We start from the raw sequence: 23,182 nt of genomic DNA, 5'->3' as shown, positions 1-23,182 counted from the left end.
GTCAATAGGTCATAGAGCGAGAGCAGCGTTTCTCTTAGGGCGCGAGGCTGCGCAAAACGAGCGCCGTCACCTCGCTCTGTGCGTCGGGCAGCAGGTCCAGATTGCGCTCCAGGTGCAACGGGTCGATGAAGGGGGTCATGGCGTAGTAGATCGACCGGCAGACCTCATCGAGCGGCGTCTTGCGCTCGAATTCTCCGCTTTCGCGCCCGTCCCGGATGATTTCGAGGAGCATGGCTCTGAGCGCATCGGCATAGGTATGCGTCGAGGCCCATTGCTCCGCCGCAGAGAGCGCGGCGATCTCGAATATCTTGCGATCGTCGAAAAACAAGGCGACGCTCAGGGTCGTAACGGTCTTGAACATGCGGCGCAGGCGGTCGGTCGCGCTGCCGCCTTCGTCGATCGTGCTGCGGACGTCCGCGATGATCTGGTTCAGCCGCGCACTACAGATGGCCTCGCCGATCGCCTGCTTCGATTCGAAGAAGCGGTAGATATAGGCTTTGGAAAAGCCGATCTCGCGCGCAAGGTCGGCTACCGTCGTCTTGCCGTAGCCATAATGCGCGAAGCATTCCTTAGCGGCCTCCACGATCTGGTCGCGCACATTATGTTCAGCGGGCCCGCGGGCTGGCGCGGATTGTGTGGAGGACTTGGTCATACTCACTCCATAATCGCTCAAGCCCCGATTGACAAACAGTGACCATAACGGCCAATGGTCATAGAGCGAATCCATGTCAATCAAGGCTCGACCATGCGATATACACGATCCGCAGCGCTGGGAGCGGCGATCACCCTCCTTGGCGGCTGCGCTGCCGGCCCGCGCTATGTAGCCCCTTCATCCGACGCGCCGCCCGCTTTCGTCGGCGCCGCGGCCGTCGATGAGCGGACGGCAGGATCGAGCGCGGCACCGGCGGAGGTCGATCTCATTAGTTGGTGGCGGGCGTTCGACGACCCGCTGTTGACCAGCCTCGTCGAGCGTGCCCTGGCCCAGAATCTTGATCTGCAACAGGCGAGCGCGCGTGTCGTACAGGCGCGCGCCGCCCTGAAGAATGCCAATGCCGCGCTGCTTCCCTCCGGCCAGGTCACCGGCCAAGCCGGCGAGACCTACCAGTCGCTCGAAACGCCGATCGGACGGATCGGGAGCGCCTTCCCGCAATTTGAGCGCTCGACAGAAACCTATGACCTCAGCCTCGGCGCGAGCTGGGAACTGGACCTCTTCGGCGGGCGCGACGCGGCGCGCGACGCCGCGCGCGCGGACTGGCAGGCGTCTGCGGCCGCAGCCGTCGCCGCACGCCTGACAGTCGCGGCGCAGACCGCCGACACCTATATCGCGATCCGCACACTGCAGGCGCGGCTCGAAGTCGCGCGCGCGCAAGCGGACACGCAGCAAAAACTGGTCGACCTGATCGCGCTTCAATATCGCAAGGGGGTCGCGGCCGAGCTTCAGGTTCGCCAGGCCGAGGGCGCGCTGGCGCAGGTGCGCGCCGCGATCCCGGCACTGCAGAACGAACTCGACATCGCGATGAACGCGCTCGACGTGCTGCTCGGCGTTCAGCCCGGCACGACAAGATCGGAGCTGGCGCAGCTTTCCCCGATACCGCTCGCCCCCGCGGTTTCGACGGCGGGTGGGCCAGCGGCGCTGCTGCGACGCCGGCCCGATATCATCGCGGCGGAACGGACGCTCGCGGCCTCGAACGCCCGGATCGGGGTCGCGGTCTCTGAATATTATCCCAAAATCTCGCTCAGCGGCCTGCTTGGTACGGCGACAACCGCTGCAGGCGGTCTCTTCACCGGCAATGCGACGCAGGCCAATGGCGTGCTGGGATTGCGCTGGCGCCTGTTTGATTTTGGCCGCGTCGATGCCGAGATCAAGGTGGCGAAGGGCCGGAATGCCGAAGCCTTAGCGGCCTATCGCCTGACGGTGCTGCGCGCCTCGCAAGACGTCGAGGATGCGTTCTCCACGCTGGTCCAACAGGAAGCGCGGTCCGCAACACTCGCACAAGGCGAGGTCTCATTGACCCGTGCGCGCAGTGCGTCCTTCGCCGCTTACAAGGGCGGCGTCGCCAGCCTGATCGAAGTGCTCGACGCTGACCGCCGCCTATTCGAGACGCGGGATGGTGTGATTCAGGCACGCGCTGCCGCCGCGCGCGGGGCCATCGCGTCATTTCGAGCGCTGGGCGGCGGATGGGATTCGGTGCCCGTGACGAACTGACCAAACTTTGCAAGATCGCGAACGAAGGTGCCCTTTGACATCCGCCAACTTCGCTATGCCGTCGCAGCGGCGGATCACGGCAGCTTCTATCGCGCCGCTCGCGTGCTTGATGTTGAACAGTCTACCCTCAGTCGTCACATCCTAAAATTGGAGCGCGCGATCGGGATGCCGATCTTCGAGCGATCGCGTGCGGGTGTCACGACGACTCTGGCGGGCAATGCCTTTCTGCGAGGCGCCCGACCAATGATCGCCACTGCGGACAAACTCTTGGCGATGATGCGAGCCGCCGGGCAGGGCCGCGCCGGCGGGTTGAGGCTCGGCCATAACAGCCCAATCTCTGCCGGCAACCTGCGGGCAACGCTTATGAGTTGGCGCGATTCGCATCCAGACGTCGATGTCGAATGTGTCGAAGCTGACCGCAGCGTTCTGATCGCCGGTCTAGACTGCGGAGAGATCGACATTGCAATCCTGATGGGAACAGTCAGTCATGACGGGTTTCGCTGCGAGCCGCTGTGGAGCGAGCGGATGCTTACTGCGCTGCCCGCGTCGCATCCCCTGGCGGAACGCGACCTAGTCCATTGGACGGATCTTCGGGGCGAGCACTTTTTGTTGCCTACGGCTGATCCCGGACCAGAGATACGCGACATACTGCTTGGCAGGCTGCCGATCTCGGGCGGAAGGCCGAACGTCCGGATGTCCCAGACCAGCCGTGAAACGGTACTCAGCACTCTCGGCAGCGGTTCGGGTGTGAGTATTGTCTGTGAAGGTTCGATGGGAGCGCGCTATCCCGATGTCGTCTATCGGCCGATCCACGGCGAACAGGGACCTGCGCTCACTGGCTATTCGGGCTGTTGGCGCGACAACAACGACAATCCAGCACTCCGGCGTTTCCTTGGGTTCATCAAGTCGCGATATGCGCTGTCTTTTGATTTATCAGATAGATTTCAATAAATTAGGCCGTCAAATTCTTGGAGTTACCGCCATGTGGCAAGGCAAGACAATCATCATCGTGCTCGTCACCTTGGTCGTTGGTTTCGCAGGTGGATTCATCCTGCGGCCGGTGATTGCGCCAACGCAAAAAGCCGACGCTATCGCTATTGCGCCGCCTGCGGCTCCAATGTCGAGCGAGGTGCGTGGCACGCAATATTTCGTCGCGCATATCGACGAGGCGCGACAGGTCGTGGCCGGATGTCGCGACGGCTCGGTGCGGGGTGGCGAATGCGCTACTGCCGAGGAAGCGATAATCAAGGTTGAGGCCCAAGAGCGCCGCAAGCGGTTCTTAGGTAACTGACCAGCCCGCAGGCTCAGTCCTTCGCAGCCCCCCGACGCCGTGAAAACCCCCGATCGCTTGCCATGAACTTTGCCAACATTGGCGAGACGAGTTTCTCGGGGGAGACGGCCTCCCCGCCCGTTTCGCCCGCGAGCGCGGTGGCGTAGGCGACAAGATCGCGGTGGACAGCGGCGGGCAGTTCGACAGTCAGTTTGACAGGCCGATCGTCGGCCAGCGGCCCCAGCTTCAATTTCGTCATCGGGTTGCTCCGATCGGTTCGAGCACAAGGTCGCGGGTGAGAACCACGCGCAGCGGATGGCCTGGCCGGATGGTGAGCGTCGGCTGCACGTTGAGCTGCCGCCGCACGATCTGCTGGCCGGTCTGGTTGATGGTGTCCTGCGAGCCACGCCGCAGGGCGCGGGTCAGGTCGTCCTCGCTGTCCGCACCCAGCTCGGTCCCAACCCCGAGCAGTGTCGAGACGGCGGCTGCCCTGAGCAGGTTGCCCCAATGCTGGTTCACGCGATCCTGTAGGCCCGCGAATCCGGCTCCGTCCTCGCCGGGCTGGCGCTCGAGAACGATCGAGCGCCCGTCGGGCATGATGAGCCGATCCCAGGCGAGCAGTACGCGGGTCTGCCCCGCAGCGATCTCGCTGTCATACTCGCCGATCAGCCGCGCGCCCTGCGGAATGAGCAGGATGCGCCCGGTCGGGCTGTCATAGACGTTGGCCGTCACCTGGGCGGCGATCTGGCCGGGCAGGTCGGAACGGACGCCGGTGATGAGCGCAGCCGGGATGATGCTGCCGGCCTGCACGATGTTGGGCGATGCCGGCGCCGTCAGCCGCTCAACGCTGACTGTGCGCTGGTTGGACGCCTGCGCCATGAAAGCGCGCTTGCCGGCCTGGTCGCCTTGCGCCGCTTGTTGCGCTGGCTCCTGCCCGGACGGCGCCGGCAAGACGGGCGTCGAGATGGGCTCCGCACCCGCACGCGCGCCGCCGCTGCCGAGGAAGACCGAGCTGGTGCGGGCCGCATCGCGCTCCTGAGCGGCGCGCTGCCGGGCCGCCACCGCCGCCTGCGCGCGCGGATCAGGCGGGCCGGGCTGCGCGCCGATTGGCGGCACGGGAACGTCCTCGCCGCGCTGTTGTGCCGACACGATCGGGCGGCCCAGGTCGCCGGGCAGCGGCGGGCCGAGCCGGGGCGCCTGCGCATAGTCGCGCGGGCCGGACGTGATGGTCTCGGCAGTTGCCCGGCTGTCGGTGTTGTAGAGTTCCTGCGCGGCCCGATCGCCCGGCGGGCGTAGCGCGTAGATCAGCGAACCACCTATGCCGAGACCGGCGGCGACGCCGACGACGGCGAGCGCCTTACGGGAGAGCCGCATGACGCGGGGTGGATCGCCGCGAAGCTGGAACGCAGCCGGATCAGGGCGCGCCGACTGCGAGGCGGGCCGATCCTCGACGGACGGATCGTGGCTATCGGTCACGGCCGCGCCCTCCGTCCGTCGTCGCGCACGATGCGGACGCGCTGCTCGGTGCGCCGATCGCCCAGGCGCAGCTCGGCGGCGGCGAACAGGCGATCGACCACCATGTAGCGGCCCTGCACGCGGTAATTGACCAGCTCGGCGTCACCGCGCGCGCTGGTCACGAACAGCGGCGGCATCTCGCCCTGCGAGATCCCGGCCGGAAACTCGATGAAGACCTGGCGTCCGTCGTCGAACGCACGGGTTGGCGTCCACGGCACGCGGTCGCCTTCGATCCGGTAGCGGAAATTGAGCGCCGTCACGTCCACGCCGGTCGCGGCCGGCGCAGCGGCAGCAGCCGCCGCGTTGCGGCCTTGCAAGGCGACGAGCTGGTCCTGCGGATAGGTCCAGGACACGGACGCCATGTAGGTCGCGGGCGTGGCGCGCAGCTCCAGATGGTAGGTGCGCCGGGCGGTGTTGATGACGAGATTGGTGGCGAGGTCGGGCCGGGTGGGCTTGACGAGAATATGGACGCGCGCGGTCGCGCCGCTGCCGCTCACCGTGTCGCCGATGATCCACCGCACCGTGTCGCCGGCCGCGACCGGCCCCGGCCCCACGAGCTGCTCGCCTTCCTGCAAGGCGATGTCCGTAATCTGGCCGGGCGCGGTGTAGACTTGATAGAGCGCGCCTTCGGTCCAAGGATATTGCTGGATGGCGTTGAGGAAGCCGTCGCTCACCGGCTGGATGCGCGCAGCGTCGTTTGCGTCGCCGACTCGGCGGCGCGGATCGGTGGGCTCTGGCGGTCGCGTGCTTTCCGTCACCGGCTTCAATTGGCCGGGCAGCGGCAACGGCTCGGGAATCGTGACGATCTCGACCGCGCGGGGTGGCTCGGCAGCGGGCGTCGCCATGATCGCCGGGGGCGGATCGTCCAGAGCGATCACGGGTGGCCTGGCCGAAGTGGTGGCGCAGCCGGCGAGCGTGGATACGGAGACGAACAGCGCGGCCGTGGCCGCGCGGCGGATGGGTATGCCGGTCATTGCGACAGCTCCTTCGACCAGTTGAGGGCATTGACGAAGACGCCGAGCGGGTTCTTGCGCAGGGCGTCGGGCGTGCGCGGCGGCTGGACGACGATGGTGAGGATCGCGGACCAGCGTTCGGTGGCGGCAAGGCTGCCGTCCTGATAGCGGCGCTCGATCCAGGCGACGCGGAAGCTGTCGGGTGAGGCGCGGATGACGCTCGATACTTCCACCGCGACCTGCACCCGCCCGACATTGGCGAACGGGTCGTTGGCGCGCGCATAGTCATTGAGCGCGAGCGCGCCGCGATCGGTCGTGAAGTCGTATGCCCTGAGCCAGTTCTGACGGACGATGACTGGATCGGCCGGGATCGCGCGGACCTGCTCGATGAAGCGGGCGAGATGGAATGCGACCTGCGGATCGGTCGGGCGGTAGCCGGCCTCGGCCGGCGCGACCGCCTGGGCTTCGCCCAGCCGATCGACCTGCACGACCCACGGGACGATATGACCGCGCGTCGATTGCCAGACGAGGCCGCCGGCCAGACCGCCCGAAAGCGCGAGCGTCCCGAAGAAGGCGAGCCGCCAATTCTTCGCCTGCACGCGCGCCGAGCCGATGCGGTCATCCCATGCCTGCGCCGCGCGCTGGTAAGGTGTGGCCGGCTCGGGCGTCTGGCCGTAGCGGATGGTCGGTCGCTTGAACATGGATCAATCCTTCTGGCTGGTGTCGACGGAAGCGCCGCTGCCCCCGCCGTCGCCGGAGCGCAGCGTGTGGGCGGCGATGGTCGCACCGTGGGTCATCGTCTGGCGGTTCTTCATCGCGGACGCCCAAGCGGGTGCGCCGGCCGGCGCGTCCGGGGACGGCGTGGAACTGCCGCCTGAAATGGTCCCGCCCGTCGCGGTGACGGCCGCACGTCCGCCGGAACGGTAGCTGTCCTTGAGCGAGGCTGCCGCCTTGCGGAGCGGCGACATGGCTGCGCCGACGGCGGCTTGGCCGACGCCGCCTGCGCCGCCAGCGACTGCGGCCGCGCCGGACTTGCCGGCCGAACCGAGCGCATAGGCGCTGTTGGCCGCGCCAGATGTGAAGGCTGCGCCTCGCGCGGCGCCGCCGACCGCGCCCGCCGCCGCGCCGGCGCCGAGGCGGGCGGCAGCGGCGCCACCGACAAGCGCGCCGCCAGCCGCGAGCACGGTTCCCGCTGCGGCCCCTGCGCCAAGCGCCGGGCCGCCCGACACGATGCCATTGGCGATCGACGGGCCGAAGATGCCAAGGCCGAGAAGACAGAGCGACGCGAGCGCGACGGCCATCGCATCTTCGATGCTCGGCTGCGCGCCGCCGAAGCCGGCGCGAAACTCGTCGAACAATGTCGAGCCGATGCCGACGATGACCGCGAGCACCAGCACCTTGATGCCCGACGAGATCACCAGCCCCAGCACGCGCTCGGCCATGAAAGCGGTCTTGCCGAACAGGCCGAAGGGCAAGAGGACGAAGCCGCAGAGCGTCGCCAGCTTGAACTCGATCAGCGTGATGAAGAGCTGAATCGACAGGATGAAGAAGGCGAGGATGACCAACACCCAGGCAAACAGCAGCACCGCGATCTGGATGAAGTTTTCGAAGAACGACACCCAGCCCATCAAGTCGGAAATGGATTCTAAGATCGGCTGGCCCGCGTCCAGACCGACTTGGGCGACCCGGCCTGGCTGGAGCAGCTCGGCGGCGGTGAAGCCGGTGCCTGACGCTTTCAGGCCAAGGCCGGCGAAGCTCTCGAAGACGATCCGCGCCAGGCTGTTCCAGTTGCCGATGATGTAGGCGAAGACGCCGACGAACAGGGTCTTCTTGACGAGACGGGCGATGATGTCGTCGCCTTCGCCCCAGGTCCAGAACAGCGCGGCCAGCGTCACGTCGATGACGATCAGGGTGGTGGCGATGAACGCCACCTCGCCGCCGAGCAGGCCGAATCCGCTGTCGATATAGCGGGTGAAGACATCCAGAAAGCGATCGACGACGCCGGTGCCGCCCATGTCAGTTCTCCTGTGCGGCAGCGTCGTCGCTGATGCGGGCGGCGGGGTGCGCACCCGGCGCGAGGAACCGGCGACGGTTCTCGGCCCAGGCGCGCAGGCAGTCGGGGTCGCTCGCCCCGGCCGCACCGATCGACTGGCATCGGCGCAGTTCGATCAGCAGTGGGTCCGTCGCCGATGTCTCGACGACGGCCGACGGCTCCGCGCGCGGGGGTTCGGGCGGACGGCTCATCTCGATCGCCGTTATCGTGATGGCGATGGCGATGAAGATGACGGCGCCGATGCGCGCGAGGAGCTTGGTGTCCATCGGCTCAGTCGTGGAACATGCTTGCGTTGCCCGGCTGGTAGCCGGTTGATCGCGTCAGGAAGCGACGGAGCCGTTCGCGGCTTTCGGCCTCGACCGCCGCATTGCGCGCCGAATCCAGCGCCTGCGCTCGGCCCTGCGCGGCGAGCAGCGCCGTCAGGTCGGCGAGCTGCTGCGATTGCAGCGCGAGAAGCTGATTGCCCGCCTGCGCGGCTTGAAGCGCGCCGGTCGCGGACTGACTGGACCTGACCAGGCCGTCCATCGTCGTGCGCGTGCCGTCGATATTGCCGACGACGCCGGCCTGAACGCGCAGCGCGTCCTCGAACGCGCCGACGCTATCCTCCCAGCGCGCGTTAGCGTTGGCGACCATCTGCGCGTGGGTGCCGGTGAGCGCCGCGCCCTTGTAGCGGCCGTTGAACACCTGCTGGACGTTCTGCACGTCGTAGGCGATCCGCTGCGCCTCCCCGAGAAGCTGCTGGGTGCGCTGCACCTGCTGCTGCAACTGCTGGAGCGAGCTGAACGGCAGCGAGGTCAGATTGCGCGCCTCGTTGACGAGGCTCGTCGCCTGGTTCTGGATTTGCTGAATCTGGTTGTTGATCTGCTGGAGCGACCGGGCGGCCGTCAGCACGTTCTGCGCATAGTTGGTCGGGTCGTAGACGATGCCGCCGAACTGGGCGTGGGCCGGCGTCGCGGCGGTGATGCCGATCATGCTCGACGTGGCGATGGCGCCGGCCAGCACGGCACGGCGCAGGATGCAGGGCTTCATGGTTCGATATCCTTCAAGGCTGGGGAAAGCTGGCCGGCATCTTCCCGGCGACCGGCCAGCGGGTCGGGTTGGGGTTCGGGAAGAAGCTCGACTGCCCAGGCGCAGCCGCGGCGCCGCAGCCACTCGGCCGCAAAGCCGGCCTGGCCCCGCGCCTCGGTGATGTCAGCGATAGTGAGCTGGTCGGTTTTGGCGGAAGCGGCGGCGAACGCCAGCGCGACCTCTCCCAGCCCAAGCTCGAAGAGACGGTTGCCGCGCCGGCTCTGGCAGTAATAATCGCGCTTCGGTGTCGCTCGGCTCAGTATCTCGATCTGGCGAGCATTGAGCCCGAACTGCTCATAGATGGCCGCGATCTGCGGCTCGGCCGCGCGCTCGTTCGGAAGAAAGATGCGCGTCGGACAGCTTTCGATGATGGCGGGCGCGATGCTGCTGGTCTCGATGTCGGCCAGGCTCTGGGTTGCGAACACGACGCTGGCGTTCTTCTTCCGCAAGGTTTTGAGCCATTCGCGGAGCTGCGCGGCGAAGTCTGGGCTGTCGAGGACAAGCCAGCCCTCGTCGATGATGATGAGCGTGGGCGAGCCATCCAGCCGGCCTTCGATCCGGTGAAACAGGTAGGACAGGACAGCGGCCGCCGAGCCCGCGCCAACCAGCCCCTCGGTCTCGAACGCCTGCACCGACGCCTCGCCGAGACGCTCGAACTCAGCGTCGAGCAACTGCCCCCACGGGCCGCCGATGCAATAGGGCGCAAGCGCCTGCTTCAATTCTTGCGACTGGAGCAGCACGGCGAGGCCGGTGAGCGTGCGTTCGGCGGGCGGTGCGCTGGCGAGTGATCCGAGCGCCGACCACACATGCTCCTTGGCCTGCGGGTCGATCGTCACGCCCTCGCCGGCAAGGATCGCGGCCAGCCATTCGGCCGCCCAGCTTCGCTCGGCCGGATCGTCGATCCGCGCCAACGGTTGGAGAAACACCGTCGCCGCCGCGCCGTCGTAGAGACTATGCCCGAGATCCTGCCAGTCACCGCCCATGCCGATCGCGGCGGCGCGGATGCTGCCACCGAAATCGAAGGCAAAGACCTGGCTGTTCTCGTAGCGGCGGAACTGCATCGCCATGAGCGCGAGCAGGACGGACTTGCCCGCGCCGGTCGGCCCGACGATCAGCGTATGACCGACATCGCCGACATGAAGGGAAAACCGGAACGGGGTCGAGCCTTCAGTCTTGCCGTAAAGCAAGGGTGGAGCGCCGAAATGCTCGTCCCGTTCCGGCCCCGCCCATACTGCTGACAGGGGGATCAGGTGGGCGAGATTGATGGTGGAAATCGGGGGTTGGCGGACGTTGGCGTAGGTGTGTCCGGGGAGACTCCCCAGCCAAGCCTCGATCGCGTTCATGCCCTCGGGGATGACGGTGAAGTCGCGGCCCTGAATGACCTTCTCGACCAGCCGCAGCTTCTCGGCGGCGATGGCCGGATCAAGGTCCCATACCGTCACCGTCGCGGTGACGTAGGCCATGCCGGCATAGTCGGCGCCCAGCTCCTGCAGGGCCAGGTCGGCGTCGGCAGCCTTGTTCGAGGCGTCGCTGTCGAGCAGCGTCGACGCCTCGTTGGTCATCACCTCCTTGAGGATGGCCGCGATGGACTTGCGCTTGGCGAACCACTGGCGGCGAATGCGCGCGAGCAGCTTGGTCGCGTCGGTCTTGTCGAGCATGACGGCGCGGGTTGACCAGCGATACTCGAAGGCGAGCCGGTTCAACTCGTCGAGCAGGCCGGGGAACGTCACGCTCGGGAAACCGACTATGGTAAGCGTGCGCAGATGATGGTTTCCCAGACGGGGCTCTAGCCCGCCGGTCAGCGGCTCGTCGGCGAGCAGCGCGTCCAGGTGCATCGGGATTTCCGGGACGCGCACACGCTGGCGCCGCGTGGAAACCGTGCTGTGCAAATAGGTCAGTGTCTCGGCATCGTCGAGCCAGCGAACTTCCGGCACGAAGCCCTCGACCAGATTGAGAACCCGGTCGCTGCGATCGGTGAAGCCCTTGAGCAGTTCCCACGGATCGACGCCCGTGGTGGACCGGCCCTCATAGAGCCAGCCTTCGGCACGCGCCGCTTCTTCGGCGGGCGGCATCCACAGCAGCGTCAGATAATAGGCGCTCTCGAAGTGCGTCCCTTCCTCGCGGAACTGTTCGCGGCGCTCCATGTCGACCAGCGCTGACACGGGATCGGGAAACTCAGCGTCCGGGTAGTCGAGCGCGGGCGTGCGCTGCGCCTCGACGAAGATCGCCCAGCCGGAGCCCAGACGGCGCAGCGAATTGTTTAGCCGCGCGGTGGTCGCCACCAGTTCGGCCGGAGTGGCGCTGTCGAGATCGGGGCCGCGGAAGCGCGCGGTGCGCTGGAAGCTGCCGTCCTTGTTCAGCACCACGCCTTCGCCGACCAGCGCGGCCCAGGGCAGGAAGTCGGCAAGGTGCGCAGCTTTGCTGCGATATTCTCGCAAACTCATCATGGCCGCATCCATGTCGGGTAACGGAGGTGACGCCGGGCCACGTCTACGAATTGCGGGTCGCGGCGCGCGGCCCAGACGGACAGCGCATGGCCGAGCACCCAGATGACCAGGCCCGCGATCCAAAGGCGAAGGCCGAGCCCGATCGCGCCAGCCAGCGTGCCGTTGACGATGGCAAGCGACCGTGGGGCGCCGCCGAGCAGGATCGGCTCGGTCAGCGCCCGGTGGACCGGCGCGAAATAGCCAGGGATAGGCTCGGCCCCGTCCGACATCAGACCAGCGCCCCGCCGCCGAAGCTGAAGAAGCTGAGGAAGAACGAACTGGCCGCAAACGCGATCGACAGGCCGAACACGATCTGGATCAAGCGGCGCGAGCCGCCCGACGTGTCGCCGAACGCAAGCGTCAGGCCCGTGACGATGATGATGATGACCGCGATGATCTTCGCTACCGGCCCCTCGATGCTTTCGAGGATCGACTGAAGCGGGGCTTCCCACGGCATGGATGACCCGCCCGCATGGGCGGGCATCGCGTAGAGCAGGCCGGCGGCGGTGATCGCGGCGTGGCCCATGCGGTCGAGCATGGTGCCGCCGAGCAGGCGGCGCTTCGTAGCGCTGATAGGCTTGATGTCCTTCGTCATGGCAGATCTCCGGGCTTGGGGGGGATGAGCGGGGCGAGGCGGTAGTCGCCGGTCGCGGGGTCGAGCCCGTCGACGCGGGCCAACTCGGTCAGCCGGCGTCCGTGCGCATCGCGGACCAGCACGGCGATCAGGTCGATGGTCTCGGCGATCAGCGCGCGCGGGACCGTGACGACGGCCTCCTGGATGAGCTGCTCCATGCGGCGGAGCGCGCCGAGCGCGGTGCCGGCGTGGATCGTGCCGACGCCGCCGGGATGGCCGGTGCCCCAGGCTTTGATGAGGTCGAGCGCCTCGGCGCCGCGTACCTCGCCGATGGGGATGCGGTCGGGGCGCAGGCGTAGCGATGAGCGGACCAGTTCGGCGAGGGACACCACGCCGTCCTTGGTCCGCATGGCGACGAGGTTCGGTGCGGCGCATTGCAGCTCGCGCGTGTCTTCGATCAGGACGATGCGGTCGGTTGTCTTGGCGACTTCCGCCAGGAGGGCGTTGACCAGCGTGGTCTTGCCGGCACCCGTGCCGCCTGCGACGAGGATGTTGGCGCGGCTTTCGACGCCGAGGCGCAGCGCCTCGGCATTGGCCGCCGACATGATGCCGCCCCGCGCATAGTCGTCGAGCGTGAACACGGCGACGGCGGGCTTCCGTATGGCGAAGGCCGGCGCCGCGACGACGGGCGGCAGCAATCCCTCGAACCGCTCGCCGCCTTCCGGCAACTCGGCAGAAACGCGGGGGCTGCGAGCGTGAACCTCGACACCGACATGGTGTGCGACCAGCCGGACGATGCGTTCGCCGTCAGCGGCGGGCAGCAGCTCGCCGGTGTCGCTAATTCCCTCGCCGAGCCGATCGAGCCAAAGCCGGCCGTCCGGGTTGAGCATAACTTCGATGACGGCGGGGTCGTCGAGCCAGGCTGCGATCGACGGCCCGAGTGCGGTGCGCAGCATCCGTGCGCCGCGTGACTTCGCCTCGGATCGGATCGGCTGGACGGTCAATGATCGGCCCCTGGATCGGGCCGGGCGAACCGCCGCCCGGCATCAGGGGCACATCAAGAGACGCAGGAATGCTCACGTCGCAATAGCTAGTTATCGGCGTAGTAGAGGGGGCGGTAGATACGGTGCCGGGGCGAATTCGCTTGCAGACTACATCAAGGTCGACCCGCTAATTTCTACTCCGACTCGGACGATGTTGACCGCGGCCAGACATCCTCCGGTATTTCGTCCATGAGAGTCTTGCCGCTGGCAAAGCGCCGGCCGAGCGTTTCAATAAATCCTTCGTAGCGCTTGCGGCCTTTGACCTGCGCCGCCGCCTGATCCTCGTCGGGGAGTGGCGGGGTCACGGACAGCCAGAACCGGACAAACAGACTCAGTGCCTCGGTGGTCAGGCCGGTGTTGCGCTCAAGCCGCTGGACTTGGCGCGACAGGCGGTCGAGCCGCCTCGCGAATGCGGCCTCCATCCGGTCGGCGCCATCCGGCGACAGGTAAGACGCCACGGCAGCCTCCACGATCGCCGAGCGTGATATGCGCCGCCTGATCGCCAGCTCGTCAACTTGCTTGGCAAGCGCGGGCGGGAAGTAGACGTTGAGCCGGGTCCGCATGGCGGCCTCCTACAATTCGATGCCGTCACCCGGATCTAGCGACGCCTGACGCGCAATGCCTTGCATCCGGCGGCGCACGGCCGCCTGCCGGGCCGCGTCGTCCTGCTCGTCGTCGACGATCGAAAATTCCTGCGCCGCAGGCGCCGGAGTTTCCGGCACGATGGCGACATGCTCGGGCAGCTCCGGCTCACGGCGCAGCCCACCATTGGCCGCATCTTCCGCATCGCGGACAATGCGCGTGACCTGCTTCGGATCGGCGGCCGCCCGCCGCCCGGTCCAATCGTCGGGACGGATCGCGACGGCCGCGGACACTGGCGCCTGCATGATCCGCTCGGACAAGCGCTGGTCCTGAAAGTAGCGCGCCTTCTTCGCGCGGATCGGATGGACGCCCGCCACCATGACGATCTCGTCGTCGGGCGGGAGCTGCATCACTTCGCCGGGGGTGAGGAGCTGGCGGGCGGTCTCGGACCGCGACACCATCAAATGCCCGAGCCAGGGCGAGAGGCGATGCCCGGCATAATTCTTCATTGCCCGCATCTCGGTGGCAGTGCCGAGCGCGTCGGACACGCGCTTGGCGGTGCGTTCGTCGTTGGTAGCGAACGACACGCGCACATGGCAGTTGTCGAGGATGGCGTTGTTCGGGCCGTAAGCCTTCTCGATCTGATTGAGAGACTGCGCGATCAGGAACGCCTTGAGCCCATAGCCCGCCATGAACGCCAAGGCGGACTCGAAGAAGTCGAGCCGGCCCAGCGCCGGAAACTCGTCGAGCATCAAGAGCACGCGATGGCGGTTGCCCTTCGGGGTCAGCTCCTCAGTCAGCCGGCGCCCGATCTGGTTGAGGATGAGTCGGATCAGGGGCTTGGTTCGCGAGATGTCGCTGGGCGGCACGACCAGATAGAGCGTCGCCGGCCGCTCGCTCTCGACCAGATCCGATATGCGCCACTGGCAGGCCCGCGTGACCTGCGCGACGACGGGATCGCGATAGAGACCGAGGAACGACATGGCTGTCGAGAGCACACCCGATCGTTCGCTATCCGACTTGTTCAGCAGCTCGCGCGCGGCCGAGGCCACAACGGGATGCACGCCGGCGTCGCCGAGGTGCGGCGTCGCCATCATCGCGGCCAGCGTCTGCTCGATCGTCCGGCCGGGATCAGACAGGAAACCCGCAACGCCGGCCAAGGTCTTGTCCGGCTCGGCATAGAGGACGTGAAGGATCGCGCCGACCAGCAGCGAGTGGGAGGTTTTCTCCCAATGATTGCGACGCTCCAGGGAGCCCTCGGGATCGACCAGCACGTCCGCGACATTCTGCACGTCGCGCACTTCCCATTGGCCGCGCCGCACCTCCAGCAAAGGGTTGTAGGCCGCCGACGCGGCGTTGGTCGGATCGAACAAGAGCACGCGGCCGTGCCGCGCGCGAAAGCCCGCGGTGAGTGTCCAGTTCTCGCCCTTAATGTCGTGGACGATCGCCGAGGCCGGCCAGGTGAGCAGCGACGGCACGACCAGACCGACACCCTTGCCGCTCCGTGTCGGTGCGAAGCACAGCACATGCTCGGGGCCATCGTGGCGGAGATAGTCGCGGGCGAGCTTACCGAGCACCACGCCGTTCGGCCCAAGCAGCCCGGCCGCACGCACCTCCCGCTCGCTCGCCCAGCGCGCCGAACCGTAGGTCTCGGCGTTCTTCAGCTCGCGTGCGCGCCACACCGACATGCCAATGGCCGCGGCGATCGACGCGAACCCGCCGGACGCGGCGATATAGGCGCCTGTGAGGAACATGCGCGGTGCGTAGGCGTCGAAGCTGAACCACCACCAGAAGAAGGCCGGCGGCGGATAGACCCGCCACTCGCCGAGCATGAACCAGGGCGGGCCAAGCTGGGGTTGGTAGCCGAGCGCGGCGGCGGTCCACTGCGTTGCGCCCCACACACCGGCGAGCACGATCAGAAACACGGTGATGACCTGGCCCCATAAGATCTTGGTCGCGGACATGGGTTTTCTCCTGAGTCAGATGCCGAGCCCGCGCTTGCGGCCGAGCGTCCAGTCGATGCCACCGCCGGCGCGGACCACGCCGGACACCTGGCGGCCGAGTTGCTGTTCGAGGGTGCTGGCCCAGGGAACGAGCTGGAAACCCAGGCCATCGTCGATCATGGCGAAACGGCCGGACGCGAGCGCGAGGCGCTGACGAACGATGCCGGCGACCTTCTCGCCGGCCGCCGCCGGGCGGTATGCAAGCCCGGTCTCGCCGGCGATCTTCGCGCCAACGGAGTCCAGTTCGCGCTTCCGAAGCGTGTCGAGCATTCCGCGCTCGAACACGGTGCGCTCGCCGAAACGACGCGCCAGCCCCTCGCTGACGAGATGATCGGTGCGCGCGTCCATCGCACGTCGCACCTCCGCGCCGAACCCGCCGTCCGCGACGCTGGCGCCGCGCTCGATCAGGCGATGGTCTAGCCAGGTCGCGCCGGGTGCCTTGACCTGCGCGGCGAGGTCAAGGTCGGATCGCGTGGCGAGGATCAGCATCGGCTTCTCCTCGCCGGGCCTTCCCACGCCCCGCAGCTCGACGATGCCGCCGAGGGCCGGGCTATGCTCCAGTGCCTCGATGCCGGGCAGCCGGACATGGTGCGTGCGACCGTCCGTCCCGTCGATCACCGCATAGGCCGTGCCGGTCAGCTCGTCGTGCAGACCCTTGTCGATCAGCCGGCCGGCGATCGGCTTCACGGGCGCGCCACTCACGATGGCGTAGCTATCGAGCGGACGGTCGTCGCCGCGATCGTTTAGCGCTCGGCCGATCGTGCGGATGATGTCGCCGCGCGCGGCCAGCTCGCGCAGCTTTCCCGCCGCGCCCTCCGCGACCGCCCATTGACCCGGTTCGCCCTCGGCCGCGAGACCCATCGTCTCCAGGTGCTGCAACCGACCGACCATCAACCGGCGGAGCCGCGGATCGTCCGGGCCGGGCCGATCGGGGCGCAGGTCGATCACGCCCAACTCGCCGGCGGCGCGGCCGATCTCGGTATCGAGCCGCGTCCATCGCTCGGCCGTCACCTCACGGTCCAGGGCGAGCTGGACTTCATGTTCGGGCTTCGGCCCGAGTTCGGCCTGCGCCAGTTCCTCGGCATGGGAGCGCAGCCCGTGGCTGATATAGTCGCGCGCCATGACGAGATCGGCGCCTTGGTCGGTGACGCCGCGCACGAGCAGATGGACGTGCGGATTGTCGGTGTTCCAATGGTCCACCGCGATCCAATCCAGGCGCGTTCCGAGATCCGCTTCCATCTGGCGCACGAGATCGCGGGTGTATTCGCGCAGATCGGTCAGCTCGGCCGCGTCCTCGGGCGAGACGATGATGCGGAAATGATGCCGGTCGTCCCGGCATCGCTCGGTGAAGCCGCGCTCGTCGGCACGGTCTCCGGCCGCATCAAACATCCGCGTCGGCGAACCGTCGCGTGTGACGCCCTCGCGCTTCAAATAGGCGACGTGCGCGGACAGCGGCGCCATGCGCCGTCCGCCGCGACTGCGATGGCTGACGGGGAGCGCCTTGACCATCACCCGCCGGCCCGATCCGAACAGGCGGCTACGGGCGAACGCCGTGCGGCCTCGGCCGAAGTTCGACTGGCCCTGTCGGCGCGACCCGCTCACGCCGCTACGCCGGCCTCCACTATGGAGCGCGGCGACCCGCAGAACCTCCGCGACCAGGCCACGCGCGTTGCGCCCCTGCGCCTTGCTGCGCTTCGCCTTGCCCGGCCGGACGCGGAACTCGCGCTCCTTGCTCATGGCCGGGCCGCTTTCCGCACGAAATAGCCGTTGGTGCCATTCGAAGCGTTGAAATTGCTGGCCTTTCTCTTCCGAGCGGCACGCTCGACGACCGACGCCCCCGCGTGAAGCCACGGAAAAGCCTTGGCTTTTCGGCGAAACGGGGCGCGCCTTATATCTTGCCCTCGTCTGTCACTGCCGTTTTCTCCTTCTCCAGCCACAATGCTGCTTCGGACGGAAGATGGGGACGCCAGGCGGATCATTGCGGTCGGCCCGCGCGGACGCGGGGGACGAACAGCGTGTCCACCTCCCTGATAGGCGACGATGGGGCGGTGGTCTTCTCGTCTGCTGCGATCTGCGCCGGTGGCGATGCGGTGGCATCGAACGCGCCGCCCGCCTGCACGCCACCCGCATCTGATGCGGCGCTCGCCGTGCGCACGAACAGCGCGGCGCGACGCCAAGCGAACGGATCGGGCGGAGCGCTGATCGCCACCTCCGTCGCACCCGCTGTCCCAACGCTCGGCGCGAGCTGGGCGAGATAGCCGACCGTCTCGGGCGGCAGCGGACGGCCGCGCGACACGAAGTCGTCGTAGCGGCCAGGTCCCGCATTGTAGGCCGCTAGCATCGCGGTCACATTGCCGTAGCGGTCGTGCAACTCGCGCAGGTAAGCCGCGCCCGCCATGATGTTGTCGCGCACGTCGAACGGATCGGGACCAAGACGGTAACGAGCGCGAAGACCGGCCCAGGTCGCGGGCATGACTTGCATCAAGCCCATCGCCCCGGCCGGCGAGACCGCCCGCGAAACGCCGCGGCTCTCGACGTGCATCACCGCCCAAATCCACGCTTCGGGTATGCCGAAGCGCCGTGCTGCATCCGCGACAGAGACAGCGTAGGGATGAGCCGCTGTCGATCGCGCGGCCGGCGTTTCCTGCGCAAGCGCTGATTCTGGCGCAACGCCACCGAACAGCAGCACGATCGCAAGCGCCACTGCCGATCCGACTCCGCTCCGCCGCCAGCCTGCCAGTGTGCTCGCTGCGGTAAAGGGTGCGCGCGTGGCGCCGGCCGTTGGCCGCCCTTGACCTTCGCTGCGCGCCCCGGCCGGCCTGCGACCGAGCGGGACGGAGGGATGAGGCGGTCTTCCCGCGAACAAAGGGATGAGGATGAAGCGCAGGGCTCAGTCCTGCTCGCGCGACTTCGGCTGTCGGTTCCAGCGCAGAGACCAGGCCGACCTGTCATTGCCGCTCTGGAACAAGGCGGCGCGTATCGGCTGCGCAAAGGCGGGATCGTCGATGCGCAGCGAGACGTAATCGCCGGCGCGCTCACCGCTTTCGTTCCAGCCGGCGCCGATCTCCGGTCCTTCTCCGTCGTCGCCACGGTGGACGCGCCAGTCCGGCGCCTTGTCGGCATCGCTCGGGTCGGCCGGAACGATGGAGATGCGGATGTCGAGCGTCGCCGTCTCGATGATACCTTCGTAGCCGGTGGCGGTGCGGATGAAGCTGCCGATCTGCATGTGATGGTCCTTTCGGTTGGCAGGTGGATGCGGAATCAGGGACGGCCGGCGCGCCAAGTCAGCGGCGCGTCGGGCGTGTCGCGGGTAAGGATCGGGATCGCTCGGCCAAGCACCGTGGAGGCCGGAAGCGGACCGAAATAGCGGCCGTCCAGGCTGTCGGCATGATCGGGGTTGAGCAGCAGCAGCTCGCCGGCCGCGAGCGTGCGGCAACCCTGCCAGACGGGGAGCGGGCGGCGGAGCCGATCGCGCGTGAGGGCCACGGCGACCGGCCGGGCATCGACGCTCACCAGGCCGCCGATCCGGCAAATGCGCTGCCCGGCCTTGGCCGCGACGTGCTTCAATAGCGGCACGTTCTTGCCGAGATAACCGCGCTCTGCCATCCAACGGCCGAGGCGCTCTGGCGGCGCGACCGCGACCAGCGCACCGCGCGGCGGATCGCGATCCGTCACGATCCGATAGAGGCCGAGCGGCGCGCTGGCACTGGCGTTCCAAACGATACGCGGCAGCGGGTCGGTGATCGCTATGACGGCGAACGAGATGGCGAAGGCCGACGCAGCGAACACCGTTGCGCGGGCGTAGAAGCGGCGCGTCATCCTTCGATCTCCCGGCGCTTTAGCCAGGCGCGATGGCGCTCCAGCGTGTAGGCGCGCGGCTGATGTCCAGCGGCGATCCGGTTGTGAACGTGTCGCCAATGGTCGGGTGCGGCGTCGCAGGGATCGACACCGGCCGCCTCGGTCGCGTCGATCGCGGCCAGCACTTGGCTAACCTTGGGCCAGCCCTCGATCTTGAGCAGGATGTCGCCGCCCGGCCGGACGAACGGCAGCGTGGTGAACGGTTCCCCGGCGCCGACTGCGCGCACGACGTCGATGCGCGAGCTGACCGTGCCGTAGTCGTTCGCTGCCCAGCGGACGAACGCGAACACCGCGCCCGGCCGGAAACTGACGATGCGGCGGCGGCGGTCGACGATTTCGTCCTTGGCGATGCGGCCGAACCTGATCCAGTGCTCGATCCGCTTCTCGATCCACGTCAGTTCGACGCGGGTCATGCCGTCCTCGGACGGCTGGCGGTGTCGCATGGGCGACGGCGGGACGCTCATCGCCGGCTCCGGGCGATGGCCGAATCCGCACGCGGCATGAGGTCGTTCTGGCCCGGATCGGACGTCGAGTGCTTAATCCCGATATCGGCCCAGGCACGCAGGTCATCGACCGAATAGACGACGCGACCCCCGATCCGGCGGTAGGCCGGGCCGGTCCCGAAATAGCGGTGCTTCTCAAGGGTGCGTCCCGAGAGACCAAGGAAGCGCGCGGCTTCCGGCGTCCGCAAAAAACGGGGCGGCAAGTTGGTGGGCGTATCGGACAAGAGACGGCTCCTGCGGGTGGTGGCGGCAGGAGGCGAAAATGCCGAGGCGGACCCGGCCAGGTGGAGTACGAAGATGTGCGACTACGCGGATGTGACACCCGCGAGGAGGTGCGGACCTCAGCGAATGCGTAGCAGCTTGCGATAGTCGCCGTTCGCGAACGCCGTGGCGTCACGGACCAGCCGCACCACAAACGAGCGCGTAGCCGAGATCTTCCACTCGGTTGCGGGGAGACGGGTGGCCTCTTCGCGCCCCAGCTCAGCCGCGATTTGGCGATAGGTCGCGCCGGCGTGGCGCAGGTCGAGCGCGCGCAACATGAGATCGAGGCGAGCAAGCCGATAGGCGGTGAGCGGCCAGCCGCGCGGCAACGGCCCCGCGGCCCGGCCGAGCAGACGCCGATGAAAGCGCAGCAGGCTGGCGATGCGCGTAATGAAATCCTTATCAAGGGGAATGACCGCGGCTAGCGGTCGGCCGGGTGTCGCCTCGCGTAACCACAACCGATGTTCGCCAGCCGCATCCCCGACGATGACATGGCGTCCATCGATCCCGGCCAAGTCGGCGAACAGCGCGCCGAGCGCGCGTGGATCGACCGGGGCGGCGGTCTGGTATCCCTCCGGCGCGGCGTCCAGAATGACCGTGACGGCGGTCAGCTCCGGGCGCCAGACGACCGGCTCTGACAGGTCATCCGGCGCCGTGGCGAAAGGACAACCCCCATCGCCGCGCGAACGCCGTTTCGGCGGCGTTCTTTGCGACGGCGCCGTCCGCGATGCGCTGCTGCATCTGCGTATGTTCGGCGCGATAGGTGCGGTTTCGCCGCAGAAACTCGGCGGCTAGATCGGCGCGACCGAGCGCGTCGGACAGATTGCCGCCGCGTCGCTCGCGCCGGCGCTGGGGCGTCGGCATGGCATCCTCCAACCGCACTGAGGCGGATTTCGGGGGATGAGCATCTCCGGCTAAACCAACACACGATAGCGCCAATGCTGCACTCAACCATGCCGGGCACGCTGCGATGGCGGCAACAGATTGATACCAAAATGGATTAAAACTTAACGCCTTAGCGGGCGCGAGCAGCCGAGCAGATGCGCATAACCCACCTCAGTCATCCATCGTGCGCGCGCCAAATGGCTGTCGTGCATCGTCTTCGCCCGTTGCGGCTCGGCGGCTGCGTTCACGCCGAGGATGGCGGCCGCAGTTTCGCGCCAGTCGGTTCCATTGTCGTCTGCGTCGAGCAGTCGCAAATAGACGGTAAGATGGCTTTCATCATACGCCGTGAGCTGCGATACCTCCGGTGCGCGATCGGCGAATTGGCTGGTGCTCATGGCGCCCCCGTCATGTTGACCGTTAACTAGTTTAATTCAAAATGCAGAACCGGATATGCGCAAGCCCTGCATCGTTGACCGCACGTTTCGCAGCGACGGATGGCGGCTCGCCGGCCGATACAACTCATATGGGATAAACCGGATGAGATGTATCGTCCAGCTTCGCGCGTATGGATATGCGCCGCCTCGTGGGATTGAACTTCGCCAGACTGAGAAAGGATAAGGGCTTTACCCAAGAGCGCTTTGCCGAGACGTCAGGCTTTACCCAGCAATATGTCAGCGATCTGGAGCGAGGCCGGCGTAATCCGACCGTCGTCACCCTGTTTCACTTGGCCTCGGCGCTTGGCGTCACGCCTGCCGATCTTGTAGCCGAACAGGATCAGCCCGAGACCAGCTAATTTGGCCGAACTGCCGCGAGCCGGGCGTTAGCCCGGCGAGCGCGCTTGCGGCCGCGCGGACCTTCGGGATGCGCGACCGCCGCCGATCCGCCGCAGCGGATCGGCGCGAAAACGGCGAAGCCGCAGGGCCGGAACCGGCCCTGCGGCGGCGAGCCGTCAGGCGGCCTTGAGACGCTGCATCCCTTCGGCGAGCGTCCAGAGCGCGCGGTTGAGCGTCACATTCTGGTCGATGCCGTTGATCGCGCGGGTCTGCGCGCGGCGGATACGGCCTTCGGCATTGCGTTTGCGGCCCTGCAATCCGCCCCGAACGACATTCTCCTGAATGACGTTGAAGGTGGTCCACAGGCTGCGGTCCACATCCTCGCGGCGGCGTGGCTCGATGATCTGCTCGGGCCTAACTGGGCTTTCATCATCGCCATAACGGGCGACAAGGCTGACCTCGCCAAGCAAGCGCTGCTCGTCCGGCGAAAGCTGGATCGCCTTCATCGACCCGCTGGCGTCGATCAGCCGTGGGAAGTCCTCGGCAACGGTGAACACGCCTTCGATAATGTCATGCTCGATATTGCCCTTGTGCGGCACGCGGACTTCCTCGAACCGCTCGCCCGCGATCATGCTGTTGGTGCATACGAAGCGCAGCATCCCGGCAAACATCTGATAGGCGCTCGTCCCGTCATGGCTGTTCACGATGATGACTTCGGCGGCCTCCGGCTTGCCGATGCCGTCATCCCGGCGCAGGCGCAGCATGTGCTTGGCGTGGCCGTGGCGGCTGCCGTCGCGCGGAACGGACTGCACCGCGAAGAACGGCGACCATCCTTCCCGACGCAACCCCTCCACAATGTCGATGGTCGGAACATAGACATAGCGCTCTGAACGGCTGTCGTGCGCCTCGCGGGCGAAGATGGACGGGACGTGGCGATACAGTGCCTCGTTGTCGAGCGGCTCCCGGCCGCTGATCTGATGGGCGTTGCGGCCGAACCGAGTGGCAAGCTGGTAGTGCATTTTGGCCTCCTTGGGCTTGGGTTTCCGCGCAGCGGAGCGCCGCGCTGAAACCCTGCCCGTCGGCGGGACCGGGGGTGCAAACGGAAGGCGGCTTCGCGGGGAACCGGCTGCACGGAACGCGCGCAGCGCG

The 23,182-nt window shown here is 67.3% G+C and carries 28 protein-coding genes; 4 read left to right on the top strand and 24 right to left on the bottom strand.

Going from position 1 to position 23,182, the window contains the following annotated elements:
- Positions 1 to 34 precede the first annotated feature (34 nt).
- A complete protein-coding gene (locus tag WG907_RS15820; protein ID WP_340234286.1) occupies positions 35 to 652 on the bottom strand; it encodes a TetR/AcrR family transcriptional regulator in 618 nt (205 codons plus the stop codon).
- A 93-nt stretch (positions 653 to 745) separates the two neighbouring features.
- Here WG907_RS15820 and WG907_RS15815 point away from each other — a divergent pair, with 93 nt between their 5' ends.
- The 3 genes from WG907_RS15815 to WG907_RS15805 are packed head-to-tail and all read left to right on the top strand — an operon-like array spanning position 746 to position 3,497.
- A complete protein-coding gene (locus tag WG907_RS15815) occupies positions 746 to 2,206 on the top strand; it encodes an efflux transporter outer membrane subunit (RefSeq protein WP_340234285.1) in 1,461 nt (486 codons plus the stop codon).
- 27 nt (positions 2,207 to 2,233) lie between these two features.
- Positions 2,234 to 3,157 carry a LysR family transcriptional regulator gene (locus WG907_RS15810; RefSeq protein ID WP_340234283.1) on the top strand — a complete coding sequence of 308 codons (924 nt, stop codon included), beginning with the start codon at positions 2,234 to 2,236 and terminating at the stop codon, positions 3,155 to 3,157.
- Positions 3,132 to 3,497, top strand: coding sequence for an EexN family lipoprotein (locus tag WG907_RS15805; RefSeq protein WP_445326827.1), 366 nt, complete (start codon positions 3,132 to 3,134; stop codon positions 3,495 to 3,497). Before WG907_RS15810 ends, WG907_RS15805 begins: the two co-directional genes overlap by 26 nt.
- 13 nt (positions 3,498 to 3,510) lie before the next feature.
- Here the strand turns inward: WG907_RS15805 and WG907_RS15800 are convergent, their stop codons facing one another.
- The 22 genes from WG907_RS15800 to WG907_RS15695 all read right to left on the bottom strand — a co-directional run bounded on the left by WG907_RS15800 (position 3,511) and on the right by WG907_RS15695 (position 21,655).
- Positions 3,511 to 3,735 (bottom strand): DUF2274 domain-containing protein, encoded by a 225-nt coding sequence (locus WG907_RS15800; RefSeq protein WP_340234281.1) that lies wholly within the window; start codon positions 3,733 to 3,735, stop codon positions 3,511 to 3,513.
- The gene (locus WG907_RS15795) at positions 3,732 to 4,952 is read right to left on the bottom strand and encodes a TraB/TrbI/VirB10 family type IV secretion system protein (RefSeq protein ID WP_340234279.1); all 1,221 of its coding nucleotides are present in this window, start codon (positions 4,950 to 4,952) and stop codon (positions 3,732 to 3,734) included. The genes WG907_RS15800 and WG907_RS15795 overlap by 4 nt, the downstream gene beginning before the upstream one ends.
- A complete protein-coding gene (gene trbG, locus WG907_RS15790; RefSeq protein ID WP_340234277.1) occupies positions 4,949 to 5,965 on the bottom strand; it encodes a P-type conjugative transfer protein TrbG in 1,017 nt (338 codons plus the stop codon). Before trbG ends, WG907_RS15795 begins: the two co-directional genes overlap by 4 nt.
- Positions 5,962 to 6,645, bottom strand: a complete 684-nt coding sequence (trbF, locus tag WG907_RS15785) for a conjugal transfer protein TrbF (protein WP_188083193.1) — start codon at positions 6,643 to 6,645, stop codon at positions 5,962 to 5,964. Before trbF ends, trbG begins: the two co-directional genes overlap by 4 nt.
- A gap of 3 nt (positions 6,646 to 6,648) precedes the next feature.
- Positions 6,649 to 7,959, bottom strand: a complete 1,311-nt coding sequence (gene trbL / locus WG907_RS15780) for a P-type conjugative transfer protein TrbL (protein ID WP_340234272.1) — start codon at positions 7,957 to 7,959, stop codon at positions 6,649 to 6,651.
- Between the two features lies 1 nt (position 7,960).
- Positions 7,961 to 8,263 carry a putative entry exclusion protein TrbK-alt gene (trbK-alt, locus tag WG907_RS15775; protein WP_340234270.1) on the bottom strand — a complete coding sequence of 101 codons (303 nt, stop codon included), beginning with the start codon at positions 8,261 to 8,263 and terminating at the stop codon, positions 7,961 to 7,963.
- Positions 8,264 to 8,267: 4 nt separating this feature from the next.
- Positions 8,268 to 9,026, bottom strand: a complete 759-nt coding sequence (gene trbJ / locus WG907_RS15770) for a P-type conjugative transfer protein TrbJ (protein ID WP_340234268.1) — start codon at positions 9,024 to 9,026, stop codon at positions 8,268 to 8,270.
- Complete coding sequence (trbE, locus tag WG907_RS15765; RefSeq protein WP_340234266.1) at positions 9,023 to 11,512, bottom strand: conjugal transfer protein TrbE; 2,490 nt, start codon at positions 11,510 to 11,512, stop codon at positions 9,023 to 9,025. The genes trbJ and trbE overlap by 4 nt, the downstream gene beginning before the upstream one ends.
- Complete coding sequence (locus WG907_RS15760; RefSeq protein ID WP_340234264.1) at positions 11,509 to 11,781, bottom strand: VirB3 family type IV secretion system protein; 273 nt, start codon at positions 11,779 to 11,781, stop codon at positions 11,509 to 11,511. Before WG907_RS15760 ends, trbE begins: the two co-directional genes overlap by 4 nt.
- Positions 11,781 to 12,089 carry a TrbC/VirB2 family type IV secretion system protein gene (locus tag WG907_RS15755; RefSeq protein ID WP_445326831.1) on the bottom strand — a complete coding sequence of 103 codons (309 nt, stop codon included), beginning with the start codon at positions 12,087 to 12,089 and terminating at the stop codon, positions 11,781 to 11,783. The genes WG907_RS15760 and WG907_RS15755 overlap by 1 nt, the downstream gene beginning before the upstream one ends.
- 53 nt (positions 12,090 to 12,142) lie before the next feature.
- Entirely contained in the window at positions 12,143 to 13,129 is a 987-nt protein-coding gene (trbB, locus tag WG907_RS15750; RefSeq protein WP_340234263.1) for a P-type conjugative transfer ATPase TrbB, read from the bottom strand.
- Positions 13,130 to 13,302: 173 nt separating this feature from the next.
- Entirely contained in the window at positions 13,303 to 13,731 is a 429-nt protein-coding gene (locus tag WG907_RS15745) for a ribbon-helix-helix domain-containing protein (protein ID WP_340234262.1), read from the bottom strand.
- 9 nt (positions 13,732 to 13,740) lie between these two features.
- The gene (locus WG907_RS15740; protein WP_340234260.1) at positions 13,741 to 15,714 is read right to left on the bottom strand and encodes a conjugal transfer protein TraG; all 1,974 of its coding nucleotides are present in this window, start codon (positions 15,712 to 15,714) and stop codon (positions 13,741 to 13,743) included.
- A gap of 15 nt (positions 15,715 to 15,729) precedes the next feature.
- Positions 15,730 to 17,490: a relaxase/mobilization nuclease domain-containing protein gene (locus WG907_RS15735; protein WP_340234259.1), complete on the bottom strand. Its 1,761-nt coding sequence runs from the start codon at positions 17,488 to 17,490 to the stop codon at positions 15,730 to 15,732.
- Between the two features lie 238 nt (positions 17,491 to 17,728).
- Positions 17,729 to 18,457 (bottom strand): lytic transglycosylase domain-containing protein, encoded by a 729-nt coding sequence (locus WG907_RS15730; protein WP_340234257.1) that lies wholly within the window; start codon positions 18,455 to 18,457, stop codon positions 17,729 to 17,731.
- A 186-nt stretch (positions 18,458 to 18,643) separates the two neighbouring features.
- The gene (locus WG907_RS15725) at positions 18,644 to 18,979 is read right to left on the bottom strand and encodes a DUF736 domain-containing protein (RefSeq protein WP_340234255.1); all 336 of its coding nucleotides are present in this window, start codon (positions 18,977 to 18,979) and stop codon (positions 18,644 to 18,646) included.
- Positions 18,980 to 19,014: 35 nt separating this feature from the next.
- Positions 19,015 to 19,572, bottom strand: coding sequence for a S26 family signal peptidase (locus WG907_RS15720; protein WP_340234253.1), 558 nt, complete (start codon positions 19,570 to 19,572; stop codon positions 19,015 to 19,017).
- Complete coding sequence (locus WG907_RS15715) at positions 19,569 to 20,075, bottom strand: DUF2840 domain-containing protein (protein ID WP_340234251.1); 507 nt, start codon at positions 20,073 to 20,075, stop codon at positions 19,569 to 19,571. The genes WG907_RS15720 and WG907_RS15715 overlap by 4 nt, the downstream gene beginning before the upstream one ends.
- On the bottom strand, positions 20,072 to 20,338 hold the full coding sequence (locus WG907_RS15710; protein ID WP_048578566.1) for a helix-turn-helix transcriptional regulator: 267 nt from the start codon (positions 20,336 to 20,338) through the stop codon (positions 20,072 to 20,074). The genes WG907_RS15715 and WG907_RS15710 overlap by 4 nt, the downstream gene beginning before the upstream one ends.
- Before the next feature lie 117 nt (positions 20,339 to 20,455).
- On the bottom strand, positions 20,456 to 20,965 hold the full coding sequence (locus tag WG907_RS15705) for a DUF2285 domain-containing protein (protein ID WP_445326830.1): 510 nt from the start codon (positions 20,963 to 20,965) through the stop codon (positions 20,456 to 20,458).
- 52 nt (positions 20,966 to 21,017) lie between these two features.
- Positions 21,018 to 21,239: a transcriptional regulator domain-containing protein gene (locus WG907_RS15700; RefSeq protein WP_340234245.1), complete on the bottom strand. Its 222-nt coding sequence runs from the start codon at positions 21,237 to 21,239 to the stop codon at positions 21,018 to 21,020.
- 143 nt (positions 21,240 to 21,382) lie between these two features.
- A complete protein-coding gene (locus WG907_RS15695; protein ID WP_340234243.1) occupies positions 21,383 to 21,655 on the bottom strand; it encodes a DNA -binding domain-containing protein in 273 nt (90 codons plus the stop codon).
- 170 nt (positions 21,656 to 21,825) lie between these two features.
- Between WG907_RS15695 and relB the strand changes: the two genes are divergently transcribed.
- Positions 21,826 to 22,053, top strand: coding sequence for a type II toxin-antitoxin system RelB family anti-toxin (relB, locus tag WG907_RS15690; RefSeq protein WP_340234241.1), 228 nt, complete (start codon positions 21,826 to 21,828; stop codon positions 22,051 to 22,053).
- Between the two features lie 156 nt (positions 22,054 to 22,209).
- Here relB and WG907_RS15685 read toward each other — a convergent pair whose 3' ends face one another.
- A complete protein-coding gene (locus WG907_RS15685; protein ID WP_340234240.1) occupies positions 22,210 to 23,052 on the bottom strand; it encodes a DUF932 domain-containing protein in 843 nt (280 codons plus the stop codon).
- Between the last annotated feature and the right edge of the window lie 130 nt (positions 23,053 to 23,182).

The sequence above is a fragment of the Sphingobium fluminis genome (assembly GCF_037723805.1).
Classification (GTDB): Bacteria; Pseudomonadota; Alphaproteobacteria; order Sphingomonadales; family Sphingomonadaceae; genus Sphingobium.
Note: the sequence above shows the minus strand (reverse complement) of the source record. Positions and strands in the feature narration are given on the sequence as shown.

Coding starts and splice junctions, on each gene's coding strand:
- trbE (WP_340234266.1), bottom strand. CDS start 11,512: ATGATGAGTTTGCGAGAATATCGCAGCAAAGCTGCGCACCTTGCCGAC.
- relB (WP_340234241.1), top strand. CDS start 21,826: ATGGATATGCGCCGCCTCGTGGGATTGAACTTCGCCAGACTGAGAAAG.
- WG907_RS15800 (WP_340234281.1), bottom strand. CDS start 3,735: ATGACGAAATTGAAGCTGGGGCCGCTGGCCGACGATCGGCCTGTCAAA.
- WG907_RS15760 (WP_340234264.1), bottom strand. CDS start 11,781: ATGTCGGACGGGGCCGAGCCTATCCCTGGCTATTTCGCGCCGGTCCAC.
- WG907_RS15755 (WP_445326831.1), bottom strand. CDS start 12,089: ATGCTCGACCGCATGGGCCACGCCGCGATCACCGCCGCCGGCCTGCTC.
- WG907_RS15745 (WP_340234262.1), bottom strand. CDS start 13,731: ATGCGGACCCGGCTCAACGTCTACTTCCCGCCCGCGCTTGCCAAGCAA.
- WG907_RS15735 (WP_340234259.1), bottom strand. CDS start 17,490: ATGAGCAAGGAGCGCGAGTTCCGCGTCCGGCCGGGCAAGGCGAAGCGC.
- WG907_RS15720 (WP_340234253.1), bottom strand. CDS start 19,572: ATGACGCGCCGCTTCTACGCCCGCGCAACGGTGTTCGCTGCGTCGGCC.
- WG907_RS15700 (WP_340234245.1), bottom strand. CDS start 21,239: ATGCCGACGCCCCAGCGCCGGCGCGAGCGACGCGGCGGCAATCTGTCC.
- WG907_RS15725 (WP_340234255.1), bottom strand. CDS start 18,979: ATGCAGATCGGCAGCTTCATCCGCACCGCCACCGGCTACGAAGGTATC.
- trbG (WP_340234277.1), bottom strand. CDS start 5,965: ATGACCGGCATACCCATCCGCCGCGCGGCCACGGCCGCGCTGTTCGTC.
- WG907_RS15815 (WP_340234285.1), top strand. CDS start 746: ATGCGATATACACGATCCGCAGCGCTGGGAGCGGCGATCACCCTCCTT.
- WG907_RS15820 (WP_340234286.1), bottom strand. CDS start 652: ATGACCAAGTCCTCCACACAATCCGCGCCAGCCCGCGGGCCCGCTGAA.
- WG907_RS15695 (WP_340234243.1), bottom strand. CDS start 21,655: ATGAGCACCAGCCAATTCGCCGATCGCGCACCGGAGGTATCGCAGCTC.
- WG907_RS15740 (WP_340234260.1), bottom strand. CDS start 15,714: ATGTCCGCGACCAAGATCTTATGGGGCCAGGTCATCACCGTGTTTCTG.
- trbK-alt (WP_340234270.1), bottom strand. CDS start 8,263: ATGGACACCAAGCTCCTCGCGCGCATCGGCGCCGTCATCTTCATCGCC.
- trbL (WP_340234272.1), bottom strand. CDS start 7,959: ATGGGCGGCACCGGCGTCGTCGATCGCTTTCTGGATGTCTTCACCCGC.
- trbF (WP_188083193.1), bottom strand. CDS start 6,645: ATGTTCAAGCGACCGACCATCCGCTACGGCCAGACGCCCGAGCCGGCC.
- WG907_RS15685 (WP_340234240.1), bottom strand. CDS start 23,052: ATGCACTACCAGCTTGCCACTCGGTTCGGCCGCAACGCCCATCAGATC.
- trbJ (WP_340234268.1), bottom strand. CDS start 9,026: ATGAAGCCCTGCATCCTGCGCCGTGCCGTGCTGGCCGGCGCCATCGCC.
- WG907_RS15715 (WP_340234251.1), bottom strand. CDS start 20,075: ATGAGCGTCCCGCCGTCGCCCATGCGACACCGCCAGCCGTCCGAGGAC.